The following is a 26787-nucleotide window of genomic DNA, read 5'->3' as shown; positions in this document are numbered from 1 at the left end:
TGCCTGGAGTGGGCCCGTGTCCCAGTAGTCCCTTCCATCCCTTGTGTTCCATCGGCGCGCAGACATGCTCATATGCTTCAGAATTCCCCCAAAGTTGGGCATTCTTCACATGTGGTGACCTTGGACGTACGGCCTCAGCTGCTCAACGCACTCTCCGCCCTGCGCGACCGTGTCGCCGCCGCACGCTTTCCGCTGCCCCTGGCGGGGGCCCCACGCGCGCGTGCCAGCCGCGACGAACTGCTCGCCCAGCTCGACGACTACTTGGTGCCCCGGCTGAGAGACCCCGAAGCGCCACTTCTGGCCGTCGTCGGGGGCTCCACCGGAGCCGGGAAGTCCACGCTGGTGAACTCCCTCGTGGGGCGCCGGGTCAGCGAGGCCGGGGTGCTGCGGCCGACGACACGGACGCCCGTGCTGGTCTGCCACCCGGAGGACCATCACTGGTTCAGCGGCATGCGGGTGCTGCCCGATCTCACCCGCGTGTGGGTAGCCCAGCAGGACCCCACCGACGATCTGCTGCTCCCGGGCGAGAACCCCGCGCGCGTGCTGCGCGTCGAGACCGCCGAGACGCTGCCGCCCGGCCTCGCCCTCCTCGACGCCCCCGACATCGACTCCCTGGTCTCCGACAACCGCGTCCTGGCCGCCGAGCTCATCTGCGCGGCCGACATCTGGATCATGGTCACCACGGCCGCCCGCTACGCCGACGCCGTCCCCTGGCACATGCTGCGCACCGCCAAGGAGTACGACGTCACCCTCGTCACCGTCCTGGACCGGGTGCCCCACCAGGTGGTCGCCGAGGTGTCACGGCAGTACGGGGCCCTGCTCACCAAGGCCGGACTCGGGCAGGTGCCGCGGTTCACCGTGCCCGAACTGCCCGAGTCGGCCTGGGGCGGTGGCCTCCTGCCGGCCAGCGCCGTGGCCCAGCTGCGCACCTGGCTGGTCCACCAGGTCCAGGACCCGGCGGCCCGGCAGCAGGTCATGGCCCGCACCGCGCACGGCGTCCTCGACTCCCTCAAGTCCCGGATGCCCGAGCTGGCCGGCGCCGCCGCCGCGCAGTACGCCGCCGCGCTGCGGCTCACCGCCGCCGTCGACGGGGCATACGACAGCGAGCACACGCGCGTGCGGGGCCGCTTGCAGGCCGGGGCGGTGCTCGCCGGGGACGCCCTCAAGCGGTGGCGCGCCTTCCCCCTGGACTGCACCGCCGGCGAACTCCTCGACGCGCTCGTGGAGAGCCTGAGCACACTGCTGCTGTGCGCCGTCACCGCCGCCGACGAGCGCATCGACGACGCCTGGCGGCGCGAGCCCGCGGCGGCCGCACCCGGGCTCGCCGACCGGGAACCCGCCGCGGAGAGCGCCGAGCACCGGATCGGTCTCGCCGTACGGCGGTGGCGGCGGGAGCTCGAGGAGTACGCCGAGGACGAGGTGCGCGAGCTCGACCGGAATCTCGCGCCCGACCCCGAGCTGGTCGCCGCCCTGGTCGCCACCTCCCTGCTGGGCGGCCGCCGGGGACGGATGGCCGGGGAGGGGCTCGCCGAGCGGATCGGCGCCCACGGCGCGCTGCGGCTGCGCGACCGGGCCGGACGGCTGCTCGCCGAGCACGTCGACCGGGTCCTGCACGTCGAGCGCGAGCGCCGGCTCGCCCCACTCGACGCCCTCGACGTCCATCCGGAGCCCCAGGCCGAACTCATCGCCGCCCTGTCCGTACTGCAGAAGGAGAGGTGACCGGTGACCGCCGTCACTGACCAGGACCACACCGAGCGCGCCGACCAGCCGGGCGACGCGGACAAGGCGGGAGCCGCCGAGAATCCGCCGTCGAAGGCTTCCGGGAACGCCTCCGGGACCGCCTGCGGGAACGCCTCTCCGAACGCCTCCGAGGGCGAGAGCGTGGACGATGCGCGGGCCCACGCGCGCGTGCCGGACGGCGACTCCTCCTCCCGTAGGGATCCCCGTGCGGATCCCCGTACGGATTCCCGTACCGATCCCCGCACGGACTCCTCCGGCACCTGGGACGACGGCCTCATCGCACGGCGGGTCGACGAGACCACCGGAGGGAACCAGTACGCCGTGATGGACAGCCGTACCGCCGCCCCGCCGACGGTGTCCCCGCTGGTGTACGACGGGCCGCTGCGCTCCCGGCTGGAGGCGTTGCGCGAACTGGTGGGGCTCTCCCGCACCCGGCTCGACAGCAGGACGCTGGCGGAGGCGGGCCGGGTGCTCGACGAGGCGTCCGCGCGGCGCAGGCTCTCCGGGCAGCACACCGTCGTCGCCATCGCGGGCGCCACGGGCAGCGGCAAGTCACAGCTGTTCAACGCGCTCGCCGGGGTGGCCATCTCGGAGACCGGTGTGCGCCGGCCCACCACCGCGGCGCCCATCGCGTGCAGTTGGAGCGACGGAGCCGCGAGCCTCATCGAGCGGCTCGGCATCCCGCCCCGGCTGCGCCGGCGTCCGTTGCCGACCGGGGACGGGGACTCCCAGCTGCGCGGACTCGTCCTCATCGACCTGCCCGACCACGACTCCGCTGCCGTACAGCACCGCGAGCACGTGGACCGCATCCTGGCGCTCGTCGACGCGGTCATCTGGGTCGTCGACCCGGAGAAGTACGCCGACGCCGTCCTCCACGAGCGCTATCTGCGGCCGATGGCGGCCCACGCGGAAATCATGTTCGTCGTCCTCAACCAGATCGACCGGCTGCCCGGGGAGGCCGCCGAGCAGGTCCTCGACGATCTGCGGCGGCTCCTCGACGAGGACGGCATCGCCCTCGGGGAGTACGGCGAACCGGGTACGACCGTGCTCGCGCTGTCCGGGCTCACCGGGGACGGTGTCGGTGAACTGCGTGAGGCGCTCGGCCAGTTCGTCGCGGAGCGCGCGGCGCCGGCCCGCCGTATCTCGGCCGACGTGGACATCGCGGCGGCCCGGCTGTGGCCCGTCTACGCCACGCAGCGCCGGACCGGGCTCAGCGAACAGGCCCGGGAGGAGTTCGCCGACCGGCTCGCGGACGCCGTGGGCGCCACGGCGGCGGGCGAGGCCGCCGAGCGCGCGTGGTTGCGCAACGCCAACCGCGCCTGCGGCACGCCCTGGCTGCGGTTGTGGCGCTGGTACCAGGACCGCGGCGAGCCCACCACGGGGCGGCTCCCTTCGCGCACGCAGGCCGACGAGGAGGCCACCGCCCGGCAGCGGGTCGAGCAGGCGGTACGGACGGTGGCGGATCGGGCCTCGGCCGGTCTGCCCACGCCCTGGGCGCAGGCGGTGCGCGAGGCGGCCGTCCGCGGCTCCCAGGGGCTGCCCGAAGCGCTGGACGAGCTGAGCGTGCGCGCGGGCGTGCCGACGGGGCGGCCACCGCGGCCCGGGTGGTGGCCGATGGCCGTCCTGGTCCAGGCGTCCATGACCATCCTTCAGTTCCTGGGCGGGCTGTGGCTGCTGGGCCAGATCGTCGGGGTCATGTCGCCGAACCTGGGCGTGCCGGTGCTGCTGATGGTGATCGGCATCGTCGGCGGGCCGCTCATCGAGTGGGGCTGCCGGATGGCGGCGCGGGGGCCGGCGCGGCGCTACGGACTAGAGGCGGAACGCCGGTTGCGGGAGGCGGCGGCCGGGTGCGGGAGGGCCCGGGTGCTGGATCCGGTGGCGGCGGAGCTGCTGCGGTACCGGGAGGTTCGGGAGCAGTACGGGAGGGTGGTGGGGGCGGGGAGCTGACGCCGGGCCGGCGTCATTCGGAACTTGGCGTCATTCGGAACTTGGCGTCACGCGCCGCTTGGCGTCCCTCGCCGCTCGGCGTCACCCGTCCGGGTGGCGGCGTTGTCCACAGGCGGGCGGTGATCCACAGCGCTCAGCGGGCTCGGCCCGGCGGCGGCAGTCTGGCAGACACAGCCGTACGGGACGGGCCCGTACGCGTGTCGGCCCGGTGTCGCAGTCCGGGCGTGGGAGGGGTTCGCGATGAACGAGACGATGGTCTGCGCGGTCGGCAGGGTGGCGACGCAGCCGGTGTACCGGGAGATGGCGTCCGGCCCGTCGGCGAGGTTCCGGCTGGCGGCAACCGCGCGTTACTGGGACCGCGAGAAGAACATGTGGACGGACGGGCACACCAACTTCTTCACGGTGTGGGCCAACCGCCAGCTCGCCACGAACACGGCGGCGTCGCTGACGGTGGGCGAGCCCGTGATCGTCCAGGGCAGGCTGAAGGTGCGGACCGATGTGCGCGAGGGGCAGAACTGGACCTCGGCGGACATCGACGCGGTCGCGATCGGCCACGACCTGGCCTGGGGCACCTCGGCGTTCCGCCGCGCAGGCAAGCCGGAGACGGCGTCCGCGCCGACGCAGCCGGAACCCAACTGGGAGACACCGCCAGGAGGTTCGCCGGATCCTACGGACGTGTCCGTTCAACAGCCCCCGGAAGCCGCCGCGTTGACGTGACGTCAATCACCCGGCCACCTGCCCGAACTGCGGCTTATCGGCGAGTGCGCACCGAAAGATCGGCGGTGGACTTGTCGATAAGCCCTGCTCACAGGGGTCTTGGCGATAACGATTCCGAGTCGGATCACTCGTCCGACCGTCTCACCGGCGAGCGGCGTCCGCCGCGTACCTAGGATGCCGGGCATGGCTCTCGGGGCTCTTGCGGCCTGTGAGACTTCTGATTCTGCAGGTGGGACCGTACCCCCCACATCGACGGGTCCTGCTCGAAGGGGAATTTGGTGTTTGCTTCGTTCTCTGCGGTGTTCGTACGCAGGCGAGGGGCTGCCCGCCTCGGTGCCGCGACGCTGGTGTCCGGGCTCGTCGCCACGGGCGGGCTGGCCGGCGCCGGCCACGCGATCGCCCAGGAGACCACGCGGAGTCAGGGCGGAGCGACCGCGACGATAGCCGGGCTCAAGACGTTCGGCACGGCGGTGATACACGGCGGCAGCGGGGACCAGCAGGTGTCGGCGGGCCTGTTCGAGATGTCCGTCGAGGGCGGCGGCATGCTCCAGACGTACTGCGTCGACCTGCATAACCCGACCCAGCGGGACGCCAAGTACCACGAGACGCCCTGGAGCGGCACGTCCCTGGGCGCCAACAAGGACGCCGGCCGGATCCGCTGGATCCTTCAGAACTCCTACCCGCAGGTGAACGACCTCGCGGCGCTGGCGCGGAAGGCGGGCGTCCGCGGTGCGCTGACCGAGCAGGACGCGGCGGCCGGCACGCAGGTGGCCATCTGGCGTTATTCGGACGACGTGGCCGTCGACGCCCTCGACCCGCAGGCCGAGCAGCTCGCGGACTATCTGGAGAAGAGTGCCCGGAGCCGGCCCGAGCCCCGGGCCTCGCTGACCCTCGACCCGCCGGCGGTCTCCGGCCGGCCGGGGGAGCGGCTGGGCCCGGTGACGGTGCGCACCGGCGCCCGCAGCGTGACGGTGAGCCCGCCCACGGACGCCGCCACGAGCGGGGTCCGGATCGTCGACAAGCAGGGCAAGGCCGTCACCTCCACGTCCGACGGCGGACAGGTGTTCTTCGAGGTGCCCAAGGACGCGGCGGCCGGCACGGCGGAACTGACCGTGCAGGCCTCGACCACCGTGCCGGTCGGCCGTGCCTTCGCCTCCGAGAGCCGGAGCCAGACGCAGATCCTGGCCGGTTCCAGCGAGTCGACGGTGTCGGCGGCGGCCTCGGCGACCTGGGCGAAGGAGGGCCCGATCCCGGCACTGACGGCGGCGAAGAACTGCGCCGAGGGCGGTGTGGACATCATCGCGTCCAACAAGGGCGACGAGCCCTTCACCTTCGAACTGGCCGGGCTCGAGCACACCATCGCCGCGGGGGAGTCCCGTACGGTGACGGTCCCGCTCCAGGAGGACCAGGCGTACGACTTCACGATCCACGGCCCGGGCGGCTTCACCCAGCGCTTCGCCGGCATGCTGGACTGTCAGATCCAGGGCAGCGAGACGGGCACGGCCACACAGACCCTCAGCGAGCCGAGCCCGGCCTCGGTGGGCGGCACGGCCTCGGACACCAACCTCGCCGAAACCGGCAGCTCCGGAGTCACCCCACTCATCGCCGGCATAGCCATCGCCCTGGTCCTGATCGGCGGAACGACCCTGATCGTGCTCCGCTGCGGGGAGACACCGACGGGGGACTGACGGGTCACGCTCCGCTGAAGGCCACTGCCCGGGCAGGCCCTCGCTCTACGCTCACCCCATGAAGATCACGACACGGGCGGCAGGCGAGGCGGATCTGGGGGCGCTGCTGGGCCTCTACGGCGAACTGAACCCGGACGACGCGCCGTTGTCCCAGGGGGCCGCTGAGGCCGTCTGGGCGGCGATATCCGGGCAGCAGGGGCGGACCGTCCTGGTCGCCGAGGCCGACGGCGTCGTGGCCGGGACGGTGGACTGCGTCGTGTTGCCGAATCTCACCCGCGGCGGTCGGGCCATCCTGTTCGTGGAGAACGTGGTGGTGGCCGGCCGCTTCCAGCGGCGGGGCGTCGGGCGTCGGCTGATGGAGGCGGCCGTGCGGCTGGGGGAGTCGGCCCGTTGCTACAAAGTGCAGTTGCTGGCGGCGGACGACGAGTACGTGCACAGCTTCTACGAAGCGTGCGGCTTCAAAGCGCTGGCGCAGGGGTTTCGCCGCTATGTGGAGTAGCTGTGCGCGTCCCGGCGGGAACCGAACCGATTCCCCTGACGTGTTTCTGGGCAAGGGGTGGTGCCTCGCGCTGCGATCTGATCAAGATCGAGGCAAGGCCGGTGCGGATGTCAGTGCCGGAAGGGATACTTGCGGCGACGGATGACCACGGGGGAGGTCACAGTGACACATCTGCCGACGAGCAGCACACCACCAACGGGGCCGGGCATGCCCACGCTCCCGGCCGTGCCGGCCCAACCGGCACCCCCGGCACCACCGGCCCAAGCCCCCCGCGGCCCCGCTGAACCTCAACCCCGGCGCACCGCCTTTGCCGAGGGGCTGGACCAACTCCGGGCCGCCGCCACCACAGAGCCCGGCCGCCTGCGTATCATCGGCGCCCTGCTCGCGCTCCTCGTCGTCGCCTTCGGCGCCGTCACCGCCTGGCAGATGACCGACCGCGCGGCCGCCGCCGACGACGTCCTCACCCGCAGCCAGCCCCTCAGTTCGGACGCGGCCGACATCTACCGCTCCCTCGCGGACGCCAACACCGCCGCCTCCAGCGGCTTCCTCGCCGGCGGCCAGGAGTCGGCCGCCTCCCGCGACCGCTACGAGAAGGACATCCGCACGGCCGCGGAGAAACTCGTCAACGCCGCCGCCAACTCGGACCCGGACTCCCCGTCCGCGGCGACCATCGCCAAGCTCAACAGACTCCTCCCGGAGTACAAGGGCCTGGTCGAACGCGCCCGCACCTACAACCGTCAGGGCTTCCCGGTCGGCGGTGCCTACCTCCGCTACGCCAACGAGAAGATGCAGGAGGAGATGCTCCCGGCGGCGGAGGACCTGTACAAGAAGGAGAACCAGCGTCTGAGCGCGGACTACGGGGACGCCACGCCCTACCCCTGGGCCGCCATCGCCCTCGGAATCGCCGCCCTGGCCGCCCTGGCCTGGGCCCAGCACCGCAACTACCAGCGCACCAACCGCGTCCTGAACCACGGCCTGGTCGCCGCCACGGCCACCGCGACCGTGGTCCTCCTCTGGCTGGTCGTCGGCCACAGCGTCGCCCGAGCGGGCCTGAACGACTCCTACGACCACGGCGTCCGCTCCCTGAACGTGCTGCACGACGCCCGTATCGCCTCCCTCAAGGCCAGGGGCAACGAGAACCTGACCCTGGTGGCCCGCGGCGCCGAGACGAAGAAGGTCGGCGAAGAGACCTACGACGCCTACGACTACGACTTCCGCACGGACATCGACGCCCTGGGCAAGTACCTGGCGGCCGCCGGCGAGCTCGCCGACGACGCATCGGGCGAAAGCCCCGTCACCGCCGCCGTCGGCAACATGACGGAGTGGAAGAAGCGCCACACCGCGGCCCGCGACCAGGACGAGAAGGGCAACTACCAGGAGGCGCTGAAGAGGGTCATCGGCAGCGAGAACGCGACCGGTGAATGCTTCGACAGCGTCGACGAGAACCTGCGCACGGCACTCGCGCACGAGGAGACCGAGTTCAAGCGCGCGGCCGGTGACGGCCGGGACGCCCTGACGGGCCTGTCGGCGGGCGCGGCCGTCCTGGCGGTGCTCGGCGCCGCGGGCGCGGTGCTGGGCATCGGCCGCAGACTGTCGGAGTACCGATGAACGGGACACGGGTGAAAGGGGGCGCGACCATGCGAGCACGACGTCTGCGGGCCAGTCTGAAGGGCTGGGGCGGGGTGGCCGCGATGGCGGTCGTCTGCGCCCTGGTGGCCGTCTTCGCACTGTACGTCCCGCTGTCCGGGACGAGGACCGTGGACGGCCAGTCCGTGGCCCAGTCGGCCCGGGTCAAGGCCGAGAAGGCCGAAGAGGACTGCGAGGCCCCCGAGAAGCAGACGCTGTCGCCCTCCTCCGCCGACGGCGACACCATCCAGAAGATCAAGAACCGCCAGGGCGACATGCGCAAGCTGATCGTCGGCGTCGACCAGAACAGCTACCGCTGGGGCTACCGCAACCCCAACAGCGGCAAGACCGCGGAGCTCGAGGGCTTCGACATCGACCTGGTCCACCGCATCGCCGAGGACATACTCGGTGATCCGCGTGCGGTCCAGTTCAAGGCGATCCCCACCGACCAGCGCATCCCGGCGATCCAGGACGGTCGCGTGGACATGGTCGTCCGCACGATGACGATCAACTGCGAGCGCATCGACGACGTCGCCTTCTCCGCGCCGTACTTCAAGACGGGACAGCAGGTCCTGGCCCCCAAGTCCTCGCCCATCAAGGGCTACGACGACACGCTCGCCGGCAAGAGGATCTGCACGGCCACGGGGTCCACGGCGTACTCCACGCTGAAAGCGGACCAGAAGGCCGGCGAACTCCCCGCCACCGCCGACATCTCCAAGACCGTCCCGAACCAACTCGACTGCCTGGTCAGGCTTCAGCTCGGCGAGGTTGACGCGGTGGTCACCGACGGCGCGCTCGCCGCGAGCCAGGCGGCACAGGATCCGACGGTCGAGCTCAAGGGCGACGCCTTCACTGCCGAGTACTACGGCGTGGCGATGAAGAAGAGCGCCAACGATCTGGTACGCCGGGTCAACCAGATCCTGGTGGACTACCGCAAGGACACCGCGAACGGCTGGCAGGCGTCGTACGGCAAATGGCTGTCGGCGACACTGGGCAAGATTTCGGAGAAGTCGGAACCACCGGCACCGCAGTACCTGCGCACAACCTGACAACCGCACCGACCCCCCAACCGGCACAACCGCAGCGAGAGGTGATCGATGGGCGTCACGGGATCCACCGGGCCGGTGATGGACCGGGACGAGGTGGACCGTGCGCTGGCGCGGCTCGGCGCGGAGCACGAGGCGATCGAGACCTCGCTCCTCGCCCTCCAGGACCACGCGGGCCGCAGACTCCTGGAGGGCGCCGAGCTGACCGGCGTCACCCAGGAACGCTGGACGTCCACGGAGGCGTCGATCACGCTGCTCTGGACGTACTTCGACGCGTACGCGGACGCCTTGCGCACCGCCCGGGAGATCCGTGCCCGCCGCCGCTGGTCCAGCCGCGAGGACCTGGTGGAGCTGACGGAGCTGCTGAACGGCGAGTCGGTCACGGTCGCGGGCAGCGCCACCGCGACGGCCAACGCCCCGACCCTGCACGGCACGGGGAACAAACTCAGCGAACGCTACTCGCTCGCCACCCTCGTCGACCGGATGAACGAGCTGTACGCGACGAGCCTGGACATGGTCGTCGCGGCCGACGCGGTCTGGTCGGCGCTGCCCGCCCGGATCGATCTGCTGGCGGCCGAACTCCAGCGCACCCGCCGGCTCGCGCACTCGGTCGGGGTGCGCCCCGGCGAGCACCCGGCGGGCGACGACCTGGAGCGCATCACCCGCACGCTCACCAAGCTGCGCGAGCAGGTGGTGTCGGACCCGCTGGCGTTCTGGCTGGCCGCGGAGGGCAGTTCGGCCCCGGGCGGCGGCAGGCCGGACACGACGGTGTACGACCGTGAGGCGCGCGCCCTGGAGGACGTACGCCGGGAGATCGACGCGGTCCTGACCGTACGGCAGGACGCCGAGAAGCGGATCGTCAGACTGCGGGACGTCCTCAGCCGCGCGGACCGTACGCTCGCCGAGGCGCGCACCGCCCGTGGCGAGGTGCTCGCGAAGATCGCGGCGACGGAGGTGCCGGTCGTCAGCGGACCGCCGACCGCGTTGCAGGAGCAGCTGGCGGCGGCCGCGGAGTACCGCAGACAGGCACAGTGGCACCGCCTGTCCCCGCTTCTGGAGTCGCTGGAGGAGAAGGCGGAGGACGAACTGCTGCGCGCCCGCGAGTCGTTGACCGCGGTCACCGCACCCCTGGCGGTCCGCGCCGAACTGCGTGGCCGGCTCGACGCGTACAAGGCGAAGGTCGCCCGGCACGGCTTCGCCGAGGACACGCTGCTCGTCGAGCGGTACGAGAAGGCCCGCCGCATGCTGTGGAGCGCCCCCTGCGACCTGCGCGCCGCCGAACAGGCCGTGCTGCGCTACCAGCAGGCCGCCGCGGAACTGCTCGGCGGCCCGCGGGTGCCGGACCAGGGCGTGCCGGAGGACGACCGGAGGGGGCCGGGCGCATGAGTGACAAGGGGGAGTCCGTGAGTCAGGCACCGAACGAACCACCGAACGAACCACCGAGCGAACCGCCGAGCCGGTCACCGGGCGAAACGCGAGGTGAGCCGCAGCGCACCTGCCAGCGCCCCGCCTGCGGCGGCAGCTACGAAGACGTGGGCGGCGGCGAACTGTACTGCGACACCTGCGGCCTGGCCCCCGTCGTCGCGTCGAACGGCATGGTCGGCTCACCCCCGACCGGCATCACCGCCGGCGGCAAGGGCGGCTCCCGCGGCTCGGGGGGCAGCGGCAGCTCCCGTTCCAGCAGCCGCACTTCCCGCACGTCGTCCCAGTCGTCGAAGTCCCGCCGCTCGGTGTCGGGACGCCTCTCGCGCTCCCTTTCGGGCAAGACGACGGGCCGCTCGGTGTCGGTGCGCAGCTCCGGCTCCGCCGCCGGTTCCTCGTCCCGGGGCCGGCTGGGCGCCGGACTGGTCCAGGTCCCGCCGATCCCGCGGCCCGACCCGCGCGCCATGGTCCTGGACAACCCGGAAGTGCCAGAGCGGAAGCGGTTCTGCTCGCGTTCCGACTGCGGTGCCCAGGTGGGCCGCGCGCGCGGCGACCGGCCGGGCCGTACGGAGGGCTTCTGCACCAAGTGCGGCCATCCGTACTCGTTCGTGCCGAAGCTGAAGGCCGGGGACGTCGTGCACGGCCAGTACGAGGTGGTGGGCTGCCTCGCGCACGGCGGCCTGGGCTGGATCTACCTGGCCGTCGACCGGGCGGTCTCCGACCGCTGGGTGGTCCTCAAGGGTTTGCTGGACACCGGCGACCAGGACGCGATGGCCGCGGCGATCTCCGAGCGGCGCTTCCTGGCGGAGATCGAGCACGCCAACATCGTGCGGATCTACAACTTCGTGGAGCACCTGGACCAGCGCACGGGCTCCCTCGACGGCTACATCGTCATGGAGTACGTCGGCGGGAAGTCGCTGAAGGAGATCGCCAACTCCCGCCGCACCCCGCAGGGCAGGCGCGACCCGCTGCCGGTGGAACAGGCCTGCGCGTACGGCCTGGAGGCCTTGGAGGCGCTCGGTCATCTGCACAGCCGCAACCTGCTGTACTGCGACTTCAAGGTCGACAACGCCATCCAGACCGAGGACCAGCTCAAGCTGATCGACATGGGCGCCGTCCGCAGGATGGACGACGACGAGTCGGCCATCTACGGCACGGTCGGCTACCAGGCGCCGGAGGTCGCCGAGGTCGGCCCGTCCGTGGCGAGCGACCTCTACACCGTCGCCCGCACCCTGGCCGTCCTGACCTTCGACTTCCAGGGCTATACGAACGTCTACGTCGACTCCCTGCCCGACCCGGACAACATCGAGGTCTTCCGGCAGTACGAGTCGTTCTACCGCCTCCTGGTCCGCGCCACCGACCCCGACCCGGCCCGCCGGTTCGCCTCCGCGCAGGAGATGACCGAACAGCTCACGGGCGTCCTGCGGGAGGTCGTCTCCCTCCAGACGGGCCGCGCCCGGCCCGCCCTGTCCACACTGTTCGGGCCCGAGCTGCGGGTCACGGACACGGTGTTGTTCCCGAAGCTGGACGGTGAGGTGTCCCGGCTCGGGGCGAGGGCCGTACAGAAGCGGCGCCACTCCGGGACCGCGGCGGCGCTGCCCGCTGTCCCCTCCCAGCCCCACGCCGCCCGGCTTCACGCCGGACCCGGAGGAGCCACGGCAGGGCCGCGCCCCGGCGGCGGCCATGGTGGCGCGCAGAGCCTTCCCACCCCCCACGGCCTCGTCAAACCCGTCGACACCCCCGCCGCCGCCCTCGCCCTTCCCGTCCCCCGGGTCGACCCGTCCGACCCCAACGCCGGTTTCCTGGCGGGCCTGATGACCTCCGCCCCGGCCGAGCTGCTCGGCGCCCTCGCGGCGGCTCCGGCCCCGTCGATCGAGACGCGGCTGCGGCAGATCCGGGCCTGGCTGGAGACCGGTGATCCGGCCGCCGCGCTGGAGGCGCTGGTCACGCTGGAGGGGGAGCGGCCCGACGACTGGCGGGTGGTCTGGTACCGGGGCGTGACCGCGCTGGTGACGGGCGACGACGAGGGCGCCGCGCTCGCCTTCGACGCGATCTACGACGCCTTCCCCGGCGAGATCGCGCCCAAGCTGGCGCTGGGCCTGTGCGCGGAGGTGCTGGGCCAGCTCGACAACGCCGCCGAGTACTACCGGCTGGTGTGGTCGACCGACCCGAGCTATGTGAGCGCCGCGTTCGGGCTGTCCCGCGTGCAGTTGGCGACCGGGGACCGGCGCAGCGCCGTAGGGACGCTGGAGTCGGTCCCGGAGTCCTCCATCCACTACACGGCCGCGCGCGTTGCCGCCGTCCGGGCGCGGCTGCGGCAGCGCACGGCGACCGCCTCGGACGTGCCGTTCCTGGAGGACCTGACGGCCGCCGCGGCGCAGGTCGAGGCCCTGGACGCGTACGGTCTGGACCCGGCGCGGCGCGAGCAGTTGTCGGCCGAAGTCCTCGGTTGCGCGCTGGACTGGGTACTCTCCGGGGGCCAGGGTTCCGCCCCTCCCGCCGCCGGGGGACGGACGCTGCTCGGCAGCGGCCTGGACGAGCGGGGCCTGCGTTTCGGACTGGAACGCTCGTACCGCACGCTGGCCCGGCTGGCGCGGGGCGGCGAGGAGAGGATCGACCTGGTGGAACGTGCCAATCGTTACCGCCCCCGGACGTGGGTGTAGTTGATGTCGCAGATGCCCCAGTTGTCCGCCTGCCCGAGTTGCGAGGAACCCCTCGAATCGGGTGACCGTTTCTGTGGCGCGTGCGGATACGACCTGTCCGCCGTGCCGGAACGGCCGGAGGACAACCCGACCATCACCATGAACGGCTCGGTGCCCGCGCAGGGCGTTCCGGCCGCCGGTGCGTATCCCGAGCCGCCGACGGTGCCGCCCGCCGGCACGGGCTGGCCCGCCCCCGGGCCGAACGGCGCGGGCGGATCGCCGGCGGCGCACCTGCCGACGGACCTTCAGGGCGCGGACTCGGGCGGCTCCCCGCTGCCCCCGGACACACCCCCGCCCCCCGGCGCACCCCCGGCCCCCGCAGCGGGCGTCCGCTTCGACCATCCGCCGCAGGCCGCGGGCCATCCCGGGCCGCCCGGCGGCGCCGAGGGACATCCCGTGCCGCCCGGCGGCTACGCCCCACAGCCCGACGGATATTCGGCACAGTCAGTGACCTATCAGGCACAGCAGCCCGACGAGTACCTCCTCCAGGCACCGGACCCACGGGTGTCCGCCGACCCGGCGGCCCAGGCCGCGGGCGCCGGCGGCAAGGTCTGCGTGGCCTGCCGGGCCGGCCGCGTGGACGACGACGGCTACTGCGAGAACTGCGGCCACGCCCAGCCGCGCGAACGGGACCACATGGAGCAGGAGTCCGGCCCGGTGGCCGCGGTCAGCGACCGCGGCCTGCGCCACCACCGCAACGAGGACGCGTTCGCCATCGGCAGCACCGCCCTGCCGGACGGCTCGCCCGCCTCCGTGGCGATCGTCTGCGACGGCGTCTCCTCGGCGACCCGCCCCGACGACGCCTCGATGGCGGCGTCGAAGGCGGCGAGCGAGGCACTGCTGGCCGCCCTGCCACGCGGTACGCACCCGCAGCAGGCGATGCACGACGCGATCATCGCCGCCTCGCGCGCGGTGAACTCGCTCGCCGCGGAACCCGCCACGGCCCGCGAGCACGCCCCGCACCAGAACGCCCCCGCGTGCACCATCGTCGGCGCCGTGGTCACATCGGGCCTGCTGATCGTCGGCTGGGTCGGCGACAGCCGCGCCTACTGGGTCCCGGTCGACCGGAGCGCACCCCCCGCCCGGCTCACCGAGGACGACTCGTGGGCCGCGCAGATGGTCGCCGCGGGCCTGATGAGCGAGGCCGAGGCCTACGCCGACGAGCGCGCCCACGCCATCACCGGCTGGCTCGGCGCGGACGCCTACGAACTGGAGCCGCACACCGCCGCGTTCAAGCCGGACCGGCCGGGCGTGGTCGTGGTCTGCACGGACGGCCTGTGGAACTACGCGGAGGCGGCCGAGGAGATGGCCCGGGTCGTCCCGCTCGACGCCGCTGCCCACCCGCTGCACAGCGCCCGGGTGCTCGTCGGCCACGCCCTCGACGGCGGGGGCCACGACAACGTAACAGTGGCCCTCGTGCCGTTCCCGGCCGTCCCCCAGGGGGCAGGATCGGCCTGAGGCCGCATTACGGGGATGCCTCAGCGGACCGGTCCGCATACCGTCATCACCCCGCTCCGGTGGGGGCTTTCGAGGGGGATCGAAGCAGGCATGGCCAATTTCTCGAAGTCGAACGTGCCCCAGTTCTCGGTGGACGTGTACCAGAACGAGTACCTGCCGGAGGGCGCCGGCGAGGTCAACGCCATCGTCACGGTGACGGCGACCGGCGGCGGCACGATCGGCACCGCGGTCTCGGCGCCCCACCTCTTCTCGCCCGGCCAGGGCCCGTCCGCGGCCGTGGCGATCATGGTCGACTGCTCCGGGTCGATGGACTACCCGGCGACGAAGATGCGCAACGCCCGCGACGCCACGGCCGCCGCGATCGACACCCTGCGCGACGGTGTGCACTTCGCCGTGGTCGGCGGGACACACGTGGCCAAGGAGGTCTACCCGGGCGGCGGTCGCCTCGCGGTCGCCGACGCCACCACCCGCGAGCAGGCCAAACGGGCGCTGCGCTCGCTCAGCGCGGGCGGCGGCACGGCCATCGGCACCTGGCTGAAACTGGCCGACCGCCTGCTGTCCTCCGCGGACGTCGCCATCCGGCACGGCATCCTGCTCACCGACGGCCGCAACGAACACGAGTCACCCCAGGACCTGAAGGCCGCGCTCGACGCGTGCGCGGGGCGCTTCACCTGTGACGCGCGCGGCGTGGGCACCGACTGGGAAGTGAAAGAAGTCACAGGGATCGCCTCCGCCCTGCTCGGCACCGCCGACATCGTCGCCGATCCGGCCGGACTCGCCGCCGACTTCACGCAGATGATGGAGACGGCGATGGGCAAGGAGGTCGCGGACGTCTCCCTGCGGCTGTGGACCCCGGTCGACACGACGGTGAAGTTCGTCAAGCAGGTCGCGCCCACGGTCGAGGAACTGACCGGACGGCGCACCGAGGCGGGGCCGCGCGCCGGTGACTACCCCCTGGGTTCCTGGGGGGACGAGTCCCGTGACTACCACGTATGCGTGGAGGTCCCGGCCGCGAACATCGGGCAGGAGATGCTGGCGGCCCGGATCTCGCTGGTCATTCCGCAGCCCGACGGCACCGTCCAGAACCTCGGCGCGCAGGGCCTGGTCCGTGCCGTGTGGACGGACGACATGGTCGCCTCGACGTCGATCAACCCCCAGGTCGCCCACTACACCGGGCAGGCAGAACTGGCACAGGTCATCCAACAAGGACTGGATCTTCGCAAATCGGGTGATACGGACGGAGCAACGGCCAAACTGGGCCGGGCCGTTCAGCTCGCGAGTGCCTCCGGGAACGCCGATACTGCGAAACTGCTTGCGAAGGTGGTGGACGTGGTCGATGCCGCGACCGGTACTGTGCGACTGAAGGCGAAGGTCGAAGAGGCCGACGAGATGACGCTCGAGACCCGGTCCACCAAGACTGTTCGCGTGAAGAAGTGACCTAGAAGGAATCGAAGGAGGGACGCGCCGACATGCCGACCTGCCCGAACGGACACCAGTCGGGTTCCGACGACTGGTGCGAGGTCTGCGGTCACCGCATGGCGGGTGCCGTGCCTCCGCCTCCTCCGCCGCCCCCGCCCGGCGGCGGCTACGGCTTCCCGCCCCCCGGTGGCCCTGGCGGCCCTCCCGGCGGCCCCGGTGGCCCTCCCGGCGGCCCCGGTGGGCAGCCCGGCGGGCGCCCTCCGCACCTGTCCGCCGTACCGAACGCCGAGCCGGAGCTCTGCCCGCAGTGCCGTACGCCGCGTGAGGGCGGCGCGCCGTTCTGCGAGGAGTGCCGGTGGAACTTCCTGACGAACACGGCGACTTCGTACACCCCCGCCGCCCCGCCCCCGCCGCCGCCCGGCCCGGGCGTGCGCTTCCAGCCGCCGGGCCAGCCCGGTCCCGCCGGTCCGCCGGGACCGTCGTACGGCGGCGGTGACTCGTACGAGTACCAGGGCTCCCGCCCGTCGCAGATGAACCGCCCGGCCGAACCGATCCCGCCCTTCGGCAGCGACCCCTCGGGCTACCCCGGACCCGGCGGGCCCGGCGGTCGTCCCGGCCCAGGCGGTCCTGGTGGCCCCGGCGGTCCTCCCGGTCCGGGCGGTCCTCCCGGCCCCGGTGGTCCTCCCGGCCCCGGTGGTCCTCCCGGTCCCGGTGGTCCTTCCGGCCCGCCCGGATTCGGTGCCGACCCCTCGCGGCCGGTCCCGCCGCCGCCCGGCCCCGGCGCGCCCGGTGGCCCCGGCGGTCACGGCGGCGCTCCGCAGGGCTTCCAGCAGTCCGGTCCGCCGGCTCCGCCCGGATTCCCGCAGGAGACCCAGCGTCCGCAGCAGGGCGGTCAGTCCTTCGGCGGCGGCGGTGACGACTGGGTGATTTCCCCGCCGTCGTCCACCGGCCCGGGCGGCGGCCCTGGCGGGCCCGGTGGCCCTGGCGGCGGCTACGGCTACCCGCAGCCCGGCGCGACCCAGGCACCGCCCGGACCCGGCGGCGGTCAGGGCGGCTACGGCTACCCGCAGCCCGGCGCCACCCAGGCACCGCCCGGACCCGGTGGCTTCCCGCAGCAGCCCCAGGCGCCCCAGGGACCGGTGACCTGGACCGCGACCATCGGCCCGGACCGTGAGTACTTCATGGCGATGATGCAGCGTTCCGGCCCCGAGGCCGCGGGCCTGAACCTGCCCGCGTACTCGCCCGAGCAGCAGCGCACGCTCACCGGCAACCAGCTCACGATCGGCCGCCGCCGGCACTCCACCGGCGACACCCCCGACATCGATCTCTCGGTGCCGCCGGAGGACCCGGGCGTCTCGCACCAGCACGCGGTGCTGGTCCAGCAGCCCGACGGCAGCTGGGCGGTCGTCGACCAGAACTCGACGAACGGCACGACGGTCAACGGCTCGGAGGAGCCGATCCAGCCGTTCGTCCCCGTGCCGCTCCAGGACGGCGACCGGGTGCACGTCGGCGCCTGGACGACGATCACGATCCGCCGCGGCTGAGCCCCGGCAGCAGCCTCGTCAGGCCGGGAGGGGCCAGGCGTACGGCCCCTCCGGGTCGTCCAGCCAGGCCCACTCCCGGTCCCCGCTGACCGTGATGCCGTAGCGCTCGCGCTGCGGCATGCCCTCCTGCTCCCACAGCGCGTGCGCCTCCTGCGGGTCGAGGCTGCCGCGGGTCAGGGCCAGCAGGAAACGGAACAGGTCGTCCTCCCTGGCCCGGCGCGGTACGCCGCCCAGTTGGAGCGGCTCGCCCCCGGGCCGGCTCCCGCCGCGCAGCGGCACGAAGTAGGCGGGCGTGTGCAGGAAGCGCCCCTCGGCATGGCCCGCGTCGCGCACCGTGAGCACGACCAGGCCGGTGGCGAGCGGCAGCAGGATCCGGCCACCGGGGCGGCTCTGGGCGAGCCAGGCGCGCGGCACGGTGCTCAGCGCGCAGGTGGCGATGATCCGGTCGAACGGCGCGCGCTCGGGCACGCCCCGGGCGCCGTCGCCGGTGACGACGACCGGGTGGTACCCGGCCGCGGCCAGGTGCCGGCGGGCCGACTCCGTGATCTCCGGGTCGAGGTCCACGGTGGTCACCTTGTCGTCGCCCAGCCGGTGGGCGAGCAGCGCGGCGTTGTAGCCGGTGCCGGCGCCGATCTCCAGGACCGTGTGCCCGTCCTCCACGCGCAGCGCGGCCAGCATGTCCGCCATCAGGGACGGCTGGCTGCTGGAGGAGAGCAGTTCGCCGTCGCGCAGCCGGGTCGCCAGCGGGGTGTCCTCGTAGGCGCCCCGCAGCCACCGCTCGCGCGCCTGCGGGTCGGGGCTCTCGCCCCACCGGCGTTCGTAACCGCCGGCGACGCCGACGTAGTAGTACGGCACGAAGAGGTGGCGCGGGACCGCCGCGAACGCCTCCTGCCACGCCGGGTCGGCGCCCCAGGCCCCGCTCGCGTCGATCCGGCGCACCAGAGCCGCCCGCGCGGAGGCGGAGAGATCGTCCGGTTCCCTGTCGGGTGCATGCCCGCCCATACCCCCACAGTAAGGGCACCGGGGCCGGTCCTAGGCCTTGAGACCTATGTCCCCACGTCTGAGAGCATGGAGGGCGTGAAAGAGATTCGGCGCGGCACGCTTCAGGAGCAGACCTTCTACGAGCAGGTCGGCGGGGAGGAGACCTTCCGTCGGCTCGTCCACCGTTTCTACGAGGGAGTCGCCGAGGACCCGCTGCTGCGGCCCATGTATCCCGAGGAGGACCTGGGCCCGGCCGAGGAGCGCCTCACGCTGTTCCTCATCCAGTACTGGGGCGGCCCCACGACGTACAGCGACAACCGCGGCCACCCCCGCCTGCGGATGCGGCACGCGCCCTTCACCGTCGACCGTGCGGCGCACGACGCCTGGCTGAAGCACATGCGGGTCGCCGTCGAGGAGCTCGGGCTGTCCGAGGAGCACGAGCAGACGCTGTGGAACTACCTGACGTACGCGGCGGCGTCGATGGTGAACACCCCGGGCTGACAGACGAGGGCGCTGTCAGCGGACGCTGACGTCCAGCGCCCCGAGCCCGGCCTGTCGTACGGCGATCGACCCGTACGGAGTGCGCAGCCGCAGCCACGCGCCCGACGAGAACAGCCCCAATGGCGCCCCGGGCCGCAGGAATCCGAGCGACTGCGCCGCGTGCACGGCGCGGACCGGGAGCCGGGTGTCGCCGACCGTACGGGACCAGATGTCCCGCCCGATCCGGTCCAGCTCGGCCCGCGTGCGCCCTTCCGGCGGCAACTCCTGCGTACGGGACCGGAACTCGGCGACGGCGGCGGCCACGAGGGACCGCAGGGCGTCGGGCGCCGGCAGCCCCGGCTCGGGCCGCCAGCCGCCGCGCGGCGGCAGTACGCCCGCCCACGGCGGCCCGGTCACCGCGCCCGGCACGAGGGCCGTGGCGCCCCTCTCGTCCACCGACTCCAGCAGCTCACCGGCGGACACGGTCACGTCCAGCGTGACGTCGAGTCCGTCCTCGTACGGCTTCGCCAGCCGTACCGCGCGCACGGCCAGCACCTCGAAGGACGGCGGCCGCCCGAACACGGCAAGGGCGGTGCCCGCCGCCTGGAGACGCACCGCGGCCCCACGGTCGTAGTGGAGCAGCCGGGAGAGGAAGGCCGCGAGATCCGCCGCCTCCCCCTCGTCGGCCAGGTGGAGCACCGTCATGCGGCGACGGCCTCTTCCTCGTCGTCCGTGTACTCCCGGAGGAACTCGCGTTCCTCCGGGGTGAGCCGGCGCGGGCGCTGTGCCTCGAAGTCGAACGGCACTATCACCGTCGAGGCCCGGACGTAGACCAGGTCGTCGTCCTTCACCTCGTACGTGAGGGTGAAGGACGCCGCCCTTATCTCCGTGACCCACAGCTCGATGTCTACGGGGGTGTGCCGGTGGACCAGTTGCCGCTTGTAGTCGATCTCATGGCGTGCCACCACGGACCCCTGCTTGAAGTCCTTCTCCGGACGGAACAGGAAGTCGATACGGGCTTCCTCCAGGTAGCGGAGGAACACCACGTTGTTGACGTGGCCGTACGCGTCCATGTCCGCCCAGCGCAGCGGGCAGCGGTAGATGTGCCGCAAGATCAGCCCCGGGTCAGCTTCTTGTAGGTGGCGCGGTGCGGACGCGCGGCGTCCGGGCCGAGCCGCTCGATCTTGTTCTTCTCGTACGACTCGAAGTTGCCCTCGAACCAGAACCACTTGGACTCGCCCTCGTAGGCGAGGATGTGCGTGGCGATCCGGTCGAGGAACCACCGGTCGTGGGAGACGACGACGGCGCAGCCGGGGAACTCCAGCAGCGCGTTCTCCAGGCTGGAGAGGGTCTCGACGTCGAGGTCGTTGGTCGGCTCGTCGAGGAGCAGCAGGTTGCCGCCCTGCTTGAGGGTGAGCGCGAGGTTCAGCCGGTTGCGCTCACCGCCGGAGAGCACACCGGCCGGCTTCTGCTGGTCCGGCCCCTTGAACCCGAAGGCGGAGACGTACGCGCGCGAGGGCATCTCGACCTGGCCCACGTTGATGTAGTCCATCTCGTCGGAGACGACGGCCCACAGCGTCTTCTTCGGGTCGATGTTCTCGCGGCTCTGGTCGACGTACGAGATCTTGACGGTGTCGCCGACCTTGATCGCACCGGAGTCGGGCTCCTCGATGCCCTGGATCATCTTGAACAGGGTCGTCTTGCCGGCGCCGTTCGGTCCGATGATGCCGACGATGCCGTTCCGCGGCAGCGTGAAGCTCAGGTCGTCGATGAGCACCTTGTCGCCGAAGGCCTTGCTGAGGTTGTTGACCTCGACGACGACGCTGCCCAGGCGCGGGCCCGGCGGGATCTGGATCTCCTCGAAGTCCAGCTTCCGCATCTTGTCGGCCTCGGCGGCCATCTCCTCGTAGCGGGCGAGACGCGCCTTGGACTTGGCCTGCCGCCCCTTGGCGTTCGACCGCACCCACTCGAGCTCTTCCTTGAGCCGCTTCTGCCGCTTGGCGTCCTTCTGGCCCTCGACCTTGAGGCGGGCGGCCTTGGTCTCCAGGTACTTGGAGTAGTTGCCCTCGTAGGGGTAGAGGCGGCCGCGGTCGACCTCGCAGATCCACTGGGCGACGTTGTCGAGGAAGTACCGGTCGTGGGTGACCGCCACGACGGTGCCCGGGTACTTGGCCAGGTGCTGCTCCAGCCAGTTCACGGACTCGGCGTCGAGGTGGTTGGTGGGCTCGTCGAGCAGCAGCAGGTCGGGCTGCTCCAGCAGCAGCTTGCACAGCGCGACGCGGCGGCGCTCACCGCCGGACAGGTTGACGACGGGCCAGTCGCCGGGCGGGCAGCCCAGGGCGTCCATGGCCTGCTCCAGCTGGGCGTCGAGGTCCCACGCGTTGGCGTGGTCGAGGTCCTCCTGGAGCTTGCCCATCTCGTCCATGAGCTCGTCGGTGTAGTCGGTCGCCATCTGCTCGGCGATCTCGTTGAACCGGTCGAGCTTGCCCTTGATCCCGGCGACACCCTCCTGGACGTTCTCCAGGACGGTCTTGTCCTCGGTCAGCGGGGGCTCCTGGAGCAGGATGCCGACCGTGTAGCCGGGGCTGAGGAAGGCGTCACCGTTGGACGGCTGCTCGATCCCGGCCATGATCTTGAGGATGGTCGACTTGCCGGCGCCGTTCGGGCCGACGACGCCGATCTTCGCTCCCGGGTAGAAGCTCGTCGTCACGTCGTCGAGGATCACCTTGTCGCCGTGCGCCTTACGCGCCTTGCGCATGGTGTAAATGAACTCAGCCAAGAGAAACCGTCCGGCAGCTTGAATACGGCAGTGGGCAGATACACCCCATCTTGCCGTACCGCCACCCCTGGGTGGAAACGCGTATGGGTGGGGGGCTCTGACCTGGGCATTCGTGGTCAGTGGCTGGGACTCGACCGTCGACGTAGGTCGCCGTCGGCCGGTCACCGGGCTATCGTGCCGCCGTGACAAGCGCAGCGGAGCGCCCTCTCCTCTTCCTCGACGTCGATGGCCCGCTCATCCCGTTCGGGTCGCCGTCCGGTCATCCGCAGTCCCCTGCTGCCGACGCCTCGGCGCCTGCCGGTCCGGGGAACCCACTGCTGACGCGGCTCGACCCTGGGGTCGGGTCGCGCCTCATGGCCTTGGGCTGCCGTCTCGTATGGGCCTCGACCTGGGGGCAGGAGGCGAACGAGGTCGTAGCTCCGCGCATCGGTCTGCCGAAGCTGCCAGTACTGGAGTGGCCGGAGAACAGCGCCGAGGCAGGTCCGCGCGGCCTGCACTGGAAGACCCGCCCTCTGGTCGAGTGGGCCGACGGCCGGCCGTTCATCTGGGTCGACGACGAGATCAGCGCCATGGACCGCCTTTGGGTCGCTGCCGGCCATCCTGGGCGGTCGCTGCTTCATCACGTCGACGCGGCCGAAGGCCTCGACGACGCCGACTTCGTCACGCTCGCCGCCTGGCTCCGTGCCGTCGCGCCGAGATGAGCACCGTGCCTCCGTGAGGCACGGCAGGCCGTGGGACCGCCCCGGATGTCACCACCAGCGCGTGGCGCAATCCCTGGCTCGGGCTCGTCCTTTTCATCGAAGGCCGGGCCCCCTGCTACCGCTGAGAAGCCCGGCCGGCCAAGTCGCCGGGCTCCGGATGAGCGGCCGCGAACGGGTCGAGTTCATGCGGAAGCTGGGCGAAGCTGCCCATGAGATCATTCCTCGTGAACTGGGCCTGTTGCTCGACCGAGGATGGCGCGAGAGCGGAACGGCGGCCTGGCTCATCGCTGTTGCCGGCAGGACCGAATTCCGGGAACGCCTCGGCGAACTGCTGGATGCACGGCGGACCCGGGTGGGCGTGGTGACGGTGTCGGCGTGCCTCGCGCTGACGGCTTGCGGAGCCGAGATCGCTGTCCGGGACGCGGCACCCGGACAGGAGAGAACCGCCGTCGACGTGCCCGCCGGCACGGTGCTCAACCCGCGCGCTGGCCCGACGCCTGCTCGTTCGTCACCGACGCCGAGATCAAAGCGATACTGCCGCAGGCGAAGAAGCTCAGCCGGGAGTCGGACTGGGTCAAGGTCCCTGAGGACGGCGCCCTCGGCGGGAAGGCGGGCGCCGGGCTCGCCTCCGACGGGAAGTGTGCGTGCTCGTTCGGGCTGCCGCAGAACGGCGGGTACAAGGGACACATCGAAGGCTGGGGCGCCTTCGACGTCGAGATCCTCGCGGTGGCCGACCCGAAACTGCTCACCCGGTACGTCGCCGACTCCAAAGCCGCGCACCAGAAGGATGCGGTCGTCCTCGAAACGGACGCCAGGACGTTCGGAGCCGATGAGTGCTACTCCCATGCGAGGTCCAAGAAGGAGACACCGACCGTCGTCTGCCGCAAGGGCCCGCTCATGTTCCAGAGCAACGGCGTGGGCTTCAACTACATCGACTTCGAGGGCGCCGAAGAGGACACGGCCGCCTTCGACAAGATCGTCAAGGAACGGGTGACACCGGCCGTCTTCCGCGCCATTACCGCGAACCTCTGATCAGTCCCGGCATGCAACGTCGGCGCAGCCGTCTGGAGCCGGGCACGCGTAAAGCCGTCTCCGCGAGCTACCGGGCCGCCGGTCAAGCCCACGACGGCCCACGGACGGCTCAAGCCGCCTGACACGGCCCCTCATCGGCGAGGAAACCGCTGGTGAAGGGCATTTTCATGCCCTTTGAGGCAAGTGAAAGTGTGCTCTTGGCCGGGTTCTACCGTCCGTGCCGGTCACCGTGGAGCGGCTCCGGCGCTGTCGCGCTGTCGTCCTCTCCGAAGTCCGGGGCCTGGAAGGGGTTCGTGGCCGGAGGCGGCGATGCCGTGGCCGCGGAGTGAGGTGCCCCTTCCGGGGCGGAGAAAAGCGAGGTCAGATCGATGAGAGGTCTCCTTCTGGTGCCAAGCCCCGGGAGGGACCTGGTGTGCCGTGACCGGGCACAGCGGTGCTAGAGCTTGGTCATCTTGGAGTACGGGCTCAGGATCCGCTTCTGAGCGGAGCCGAAGTCCACGAGGACCGCGATCCCGTCCTCGATGCTGATGACCCGGCCGAGGCCGTACATGTCGTGTGTGACCTGGTCGCCCACGGAGAAGTGCTTCGGGGCCGGAATGACCGGGGCCTTGAAGGGGCTGGTGGGCAGATGGCGCTTAGGTGCAGCAGGCTTTGTCATTGCCCCTAGTATGCGCCCTCGCGTGTTCGGGCGCCTTCGTCTGTCCATCTCCGCTGTCCCGCGGGGCCCCGGCCGGTCTCGTGGGAGGGCCTCTCGCACGCCCCGATCAAGCCCCGGTCACACCCCGAAGTGCGCCCGCAGACGCCCCTGCGCCCCCTCCCCGGCTCCCACCTCGTCCAGCCCCAGCAGTGCGGCCCCGAGGACAGGACTGGCCGTGACCACCTGAGGGGCCGCCTTGGGGGCCCGGTCGGCCAGCAGGTCGGTGATCATGCCGTTGAGCTGCGGGTGCTGGGCGGCCAGCACCCCGCCGCCCAGGAGGACGGGCGTCGGCTCGTCCAGCAGTTCCAGGCGGGTCAGGGCCACCACCGCCATCGCGACCACCTCTTCCGCCTGGCGTTCGACGATCGCGCGGGCGACCGTGTCGCCGTCCGCCGCCGTCGCGAAGAGGACCGGCGTCAGCTCGTGGCGACGAGATTGTTCCAGGTCGCCCAGGTGGAGTGCCTCGATGAGGGCGTACATGGAGGACAGGCCGAAGTGGGCGGGGAGGGTGCGGGCCAGGGCCGTGGGGCGGCCGCGGCCGTCCTCCGAGCGTGCCGCGTGCCACAGGGCCTCCTCCGACAGGCCCCAGCCGCCGCCCCAGTCGCCCGAGACCCGGCCCAGTGCCGGGAAGCGGGCCGTGCGGCCGTCGGGGCGCATGCCGACGCAGTTGATGCCCGCGCCGCAGACGACCGCGACTCCCCGGGGTTCCGTCACACCGGCCCGGAGGATGGCGAAGGTGTCGTTCCGGACGGTCACCGTCGTGCCCCAGCCGCGCGCGTGCAGTGCGGCCGCCAGCCGGTCCTCCTCGACCGGGAAGTCGGCGTTGGCGAGGCACGCCGAGACGTGGTCGACGGTGGCGAGTCCGGCGGTGGACAGGGCCTGGGCGACCGTGTGGGCGAGAGCGGTCATCGCCGTGTCCAGGCCGACCGCGGGCGGGCGGAAGCCGCCCCCGCGTGCCGTGGACAGCACCTCTCCGTCCGCCGTCACGACCGCGACGTCCGTCTTGCTGTTGCCGGCGTCGATGGCGAGGACGTGTGCGGTCAGGCCCACGCGAGGTGCTCCCGGTTATGTGCGATCAGCCGGTCGGTGAGCGCCTCGGCGTACTCGTACTGGCCGATGAGGGGATGGGAGAGGAGGGCCCGGAAGACGCGGGTCCGGCCGCCGTGCAGAGCCGCCTGAAGGGCCAGGTCCTCGTAGGTCGTCACGTTCGCCATGAGGCCCGCGTAGAGGGGGTCCACGGACGGGACCGGGAGGGGGGAGGCGCCCTGCGGGCCGACCGCCGCCTGGACCTCGATCACCGCGTCGTCGGGGAGGAAGGGGAGCGTGCCCCGGTTGTACGTGTTCACCACCTGGTACGTGCTGCCGCCACCGCCCAGGAGGGCCGCCGCCAGGTCCACCGCCGCCTCCGAGTAGTAGGCGCCGCCCCGTTTGGCGAGCAGGGCCGGCTTCTCGTCCAGGGACGGGTCGGCGTACATCGTCAGCAGTTGCCGTTCCATGGCCGCCACCTCGGCCGCGCGGGACGGTTTCGTCCCGAGTTCCCGTACGACCTCGTCGTGCGCGTAGTAGTAGCGCAGGTAGTACGACGGGACCACGCCCAGGCGGTCGAGCAGGGCGCGGGGGAGGCGCAGGTCCGCCGCGAGCCTGTCGCCGTGCTCGGCCAGCAGCTTGGGCAGGACGTCCTCGCCTTCGGGGCCGCCCAGGCGTACTCCCGTCTCCCAGGTGAGGTGGTTGAGGCCCATGTGGTCCAGGTGGACTTCCGGGGGCTCGACGCCCAGCAGGGCCGCGAACTTGCGCTGGAGGCCGATCGCCACGTTGCACAGGCCCACCGCCTTGTGGCCGGCCTGGAGCAGGGCGCGGGTGACGATGCCGACCGGGTTCGTGAAGTCGATGATCCAGGCCTGCGGATTCGTGCGGCGTACCCGCTCCGCGATGTCCAGGACCACCGGGACGGTGCGCAGGGCCTTCGCAAGGCCCCCGGCGCCGGTCGTCTCCTGGCCCACGCAGCCGCACTCCAGGGGCCAGGTCTCGTCCTGTTCCCGGGCCGCCTGGCCGCCCACGCGGAGCTGCAGGAGGACCGCGTCCGCGCCGTCGACCGCCCGGTCGAGGTCGGTCGTGGTGGTGATGCGGCCGGGGTGGCCCTGGCGGGCGAAGATGCGGCGGGCGAGGCCGCCCACCAGGTCCAGGCGGTCCTGCGCCGGGTCCATCAGGACCAGTTCCCCGACGGGCAGGGTGTCCCGCAAACGGGCGAAGCCGTCCACGAGTTCGGGGGTGTAGGTCGAGCCTCCGCCGACCACGGTGAGTTTCATGTG

22 protein-coding genes and 1 pseudogene are annotated in these 26787 nt (G+C 72.0%); 16 read left to right on the top strand and 7 right to left on the bottom strand.

The window, feature by feature from the left end; genetic code table 11:
- Positions 1 to 111: 111 nt before the first annotated feature.
- The 12 genes from CP976_RS15675 to CP976_RS15620 all read left to right on the top strand — a co-directional run bounded on the left by CP976_RS15675 (position 112) and on the right by CP976_RS15620 (position 17808).
- The gene (locus tag CP976_RS15675) at positions 112 to 1719 is read left to right on the top strand and encodes a dynamin family protein (protein WP_150480918.1); all 1608 of its coding nucleotides are present in this window, start codon (positions 112 to 114) and stop codon (positions 1717 to 1719) included.
- A 3-nt stretch (positions 1720 to 1722) separates the two neighbouring features.
- Complete coding sequence (locus tag CP976_RS15670; protein WP_150480917.1) at positions 1723 to 3687, top strand: YfjP family GTPase; 1965 nt, start codon at positions 1723 to 1725, stop codon at positions 3685 to 3687.
- A gap of 240 nt (positions 3688 to 3927) precedes the next feature.
- A complete protein-coding gene (locus CP976_RS15665; protein WP_150480916.1) occupies positions 3928 to 4404 on the top strand; it encodes a single-stranded DNA-binding protein in 477 nt (158 codons plus the stop codon).
- A 278-nt stretch (positions 4405 to 4682) separates the two neighbouring features.
- A complete protein-coding gene (locus CP976_RS15660) occupies positions 4683 to 6092 on the top strand; it encodes a Cys-Gln thioester bond-forming surface protein (RefSeq protein ID WP_150480915.1) in 1410 nt (469 codons plus the stop codon).
- A gap of 58 nt (positions 6093 to 6150) precedes the next feature.
- Positions 6151 to 6591: a GNAT family N-acetyltransferase gene (locus tag CP976_RS15655; protein WP_150480914.1), complete on the top strand. Its 441-nt coding sequence runs from the start codon at positions 6151 to 6153 to the stop codon at positions 6589 to 6591.
- A 207-nt stretch (positions 6592 to 6798) separates the two neighbouring features.
- Entirely contained in the window at positions 6799 to 8199 is a 1401-nt protein-coding gene (locus CP976_RS15650; RefSeq protein WP_150480913.1) for a hypothetical protein, read from the top strand.
- Between the two features lie 29 nt (positions 8200 to 8228).
- Complete coding sequence (locus CP976_RS15645) at positions 8229 to 9266, top strand: glutamate ABC transporter substrate-binding protein (protein WP_150480912.1); 1038 nt, start codon at positions 8229 to 8231, stop codon at positions 9264 to 9266.
- Between the two features lie 48 nt (positions 9267 to 9314).
- Entirely contained in the window at positions 9315 to 10649 is a 1335-nt protein-coding gene (locus tag CP976_RS15640; protein ID WP_150480911.1) for a coiled-coil domain-containing protein, read from the top strand.
- Complete coding sequence (locus tag CP976_RS15635; RefSeq protein WP_373304838.1) at positions 10646 to 13348, top strand: serine/threonine-protein kinase; 2703 nt, start codon at positions 10646 to 10648, stop codon at positions 13346 to 13348. The genes CP976_RS15640 and CP976_RS15635 overlap by 4 nt, the downstream gene beginning before the upstream one ends.
- Before the next feature lie 3 nt (positions 13349 to 13351).
- Complete coding sequence (locus CP976_RS15630) at positions 13352 to 14845, top strand: PP2C family protein-serine/threonine phosphatase (protein ID WP_150480910.1); 1494 nt, start codon at positions 13352 to 13354, stop codon at positions 14843 to 14845.
- 90 nt (positions 14846 to 14935) lie between these two features.
- A complete protein-coding gene (locus CP976_RS15625) occupies positions 14936 to 16282 on the top strand; it encodes a vWA domain-containing protein (RefSeq protein ID WP_150480909.1) in 1347 nt (448 codons plus the stop codon).
- A 32-nt stretch (positions 16283 to 16314) separates the two neighbouring features.
- The gene (locus CP976_RS15620; RefSeq protein WP_150480908.1) at positions 16315 to 17808 is read left to right on the top strand and encodes an FHA domain-containing protein; all 1494 of its coding nucleotides are present in this window, start codon (positions 16315 to 16317) and stop codon (positions 17806 to 17808) included.
- Positions 17809 to 17826: 18 nt separating this feature from the next.
- Here CP976_RS15620 and CP976_RS15615 read toward each other — a convergent pair whose 3' ends face one another.
- On the bottom strand, positions 17827 to 18810 hold the full coding sequence (locus CP976_RS15615) for a methyltransferase domain-containing protein (RefSeq protein WP_150480907.1): 984 nt from the start codon (positions 18808 to 18810) through the stop codon (positions 17827 to 17829).
- Positions 18811 to 18876: 66 nt separating this feature from the next.
- Here CP976_RS15615 and CP976_RS15610 point away from each other — a divergent pair, with 66 nt between their 5' ends.
- A complete protein-coding gene (locus CP976_RS15610; RefSeq protein WP_086604702.1) occupies positions 18877 to 19290 on the top strand; it encodes a globin in 414 nt (137 codons plus the stop codon).
- A 15-nt stretch (positions 19291 to 19305) separates the two neighbouring features.
- On the opposite strand, the gene CP976_RS15605 is transcribed toward CP976_RS15610, so the two are convergent.
- From CP976_RS15605 to ettA, 3 genes are read right to left on the bottom strand one after another with little or no spacing between them, the layout of a single operon-like run.
- Positions 19306 to 19974, bottom strand: coding sequence for a DUF8185 domain-containing protein (locus tag CP976_RS15605; protein WP_150480906.1), 669 nt, complete (start codon positions 19972 to 19974; stop codon positions 19306 to 19308).
- Complete coding sequence (locus CP976_RS15600) at positions 19971 to 20381, bottom strand: acyl-CoA thioesterase (protein ID WP_059419984.1); 411 nt, start codon at positions 20379 to 20381, stop codon at positions 19971 to 19973. The genes CP976_RS15605 and CP976_RS15600 overlap by 4 nt, the downstream gene beginning before the upstream one ends.
- Before the next feature lie 2 nt (positions 20382 to 20383).
- Positions 20384 to 22048, bottom strand: a complete 1665-nt coding sequence (gene ettA / locus CP976_RS15595; protein ID WP_150480905.1) for an energy-dependent translational throttle protein EttA — start codon at positions 22046 to 22048, stop codon at positions 20384 to 20386.
- Between the two features lie 182 nt (positions 22049 to 22230).
- On the opposite strand from ettA, the gene CP976_RS15590 reads away from it, so the two are divergent.
- From CP976_RS15590 to CP976_RS15580, 3 genes and pseudogenes are all read left to right on the top strand, one after another.
- A complete protein-coding gene (locus tag CP976_RS15590; RefSeq protein ID WP_150480904.1) occupies positions 22231 to 22749 on the top strand; it encodes an HAD domain-containing protein in 519 nt (172 codons plus the stop codon).
- A gap of 157 nt (positions 22750 to 22906) precedes the next feature.
- Positions 22907 to 23077: pseudogene (locus tag CP976_RS43700) on the top strand (DUF6000 family protein); the annotation flags it as partial.
- Positions 23078 to 23124: 47 nt separating this feature from the next.
- A complete protein-coding gene (locus tag CP976_RS15580; protein WP_150480903.1) occupies positions 23125 to 23781 on the top strand; it encodes a hypothetical protein in 657 nt (218 codons plus the stop codon).
- Between the two features lie 436 nt (positions 23782 to 24217).
- Here the strand turns inward: CP976_RS15580 and CP976_RS15570 are convergent, their stop codons facing one another.
- From CP976_RS15570 to CP976_RS15560, 3 genes are all read right to left on the bottom strand, one after another.
- On the bottom strand, positions 24218 to 24439 hold the full coding sequence (locus CP976_RS15570; RefSeq protein WP_086850784.1) for a hypothetical protein: 222 nt from the start codon (positions 24437 to 24439) through the stop codon (positions 24218 to 24220).
- 117 nt (positions 24440 to 24556) lie between these two features.
- On the bottom strand, positions 24557 to 25528 hold the full coding sequence (locus tag CP976_RS15565; protein WP_150480902.1) for an N-acetylglucosamine kinase: 972 nt from the start codon (positions 25526 to 25528) through the stop codon (positions 24557 to 24559).
- Positions 25519 to 26784 (bottom strand): 6-phospho-beta-glucosidase, encoded by a 1266-nt coding sequence (locus CP976_RS15560; RefSeq protein ID WP_150480901.1) that lies wholly within the window; start codon positions 26782 to 26784, stop codon positions 25519 to 25521. Before CP976_RS15560 ends, CP976_RS15565 begins: the two co-directional genes overlap by 10 nt.
- Positions 26785 to 26787: the final 3 nt, after the last annotated feature.

It is taken from the genome of Streptomyces coeruleorubidus, assembly GCF_008705135.1.
In the GTDB taxonomy this organism is placed as follows: domain Bacteria; phylum Actinomycetota; class Actinomycetes; order Streptomycetales; family Streptomycetaceae; genus Streptomyces; species Streptomyces coeruleofuscus.
The sequence above is the reverse complement of the archived record's forward strand: the minus strand, read 5'-3'. Positions and strand labels throughout refer to the sequence as shown.

What these genes read in the sequence shown, in the direction of transcription:
- CP976_RS15665 (WP_150480916.1), top strand. Translation starts at nt 3,928, where the DNA reads ATGAACGAGACGATGGTCTGCGCGGTCGGCAGGGTGGCGACGCAGCCG.
- CP976_RS15655 (WP_150480914.1), top strand. Translation starts at nt 6,151, where the DNA reads ATGAAGATCACGACACGGGCGGCAGGCGAGGCGGATCTGGGGGCGCTG.
- CP976_RS15650 (WP_150480913.1), top strand. Translation starts at nt 6,799, where the DNA reads ATGCCCACGCTCCCGGCCGTGCCGGCCCAACCGGCACCCCCGGCACCA.
- CP976_RS15645 (WP_150480912.1), top strand. Translation starts at nt 8,229, where the DNA reads ATGCGAGCACGACGTCTGCGGGCCAGTCTGAAGGGCTGGGGCGGGGTG.
- CP976_RS15640 (WP_150480911.1), top strand. Translation starts at nt 9,315, where the DNA reads ATGGGCGTCACGGGATCCACCGGGCCGGTGATGGACCGGGACGAGGTG.
- CP976_RS15635 (WP_373304838.1), top strand. Translation starts at nt 10,646, where the DNA reads ATGAGTGACAAGGGGGAGTCCGTGAGTCAGGCACCGAACGAACCACCG.
- CP976_RS15630 (WP_150480910.1), top strand. Translation starts at nt 13,352, where the DNA reads ATGTCGCAGATGCCCCAGTTGTCCGCCTGCCCGAGTTGCGAGGAACCC.
- CP976_RS15625 (WP_150480909.1), top strand. Translation starts at nt 14,936, where the DNA reads ATGGCCAATTTCTCGAAGTCGAACGTGCCCCAGTTCTCGGTGGACGTG.
- CP976_RS15620 (WP_150480908.1), top strand. Translation starts at nt 16,315, where the DNA reads ATGCCGACCTGCCCGAACGGACACCAGTCGGGTTCCGACGACTGGTGC.
- CP976_RS15615 (WP_150480907.1), bottom strand. Translation starts at nt 18,810, where the DNA reads ATGGGCGGGCATGCACCCGACAGGGAACCGGACGATCTCTCCGCCTCC.
- CP976_RS15610 (WP_086604702.1), top strand. Translation starts at nt 18,877, where the DNA reads ATGGAGGGCGTGAAAGAGATTCGGCGCGGCACGCTTCAGGAGCAGACC.
- CP976_RS15605 (WP_150480906.1), bottom strand. Translation starts at nt 19,974, where the DNA reads ATGACGGTGCTCCACCTGGCCGACGAGGGGGAGGCGGCGGATCTCGCG.
- CP976_RS15570 (WP_086850784.1), bottom strand. Translation starts at nt 24,439, where the DNA reads ATGACAAAGCCTGCTGCACCTAAGCGCCATCTGCCCACCAGCCCCTTC.
- CP976_RS15560 (WP_150480901.1), bottom strand. Translation starts at nt 26,784, where the DNA reads ATGAAACTCACCGTGGTCGGCGGAGGCTCGACCTACACCCCCGAACTC.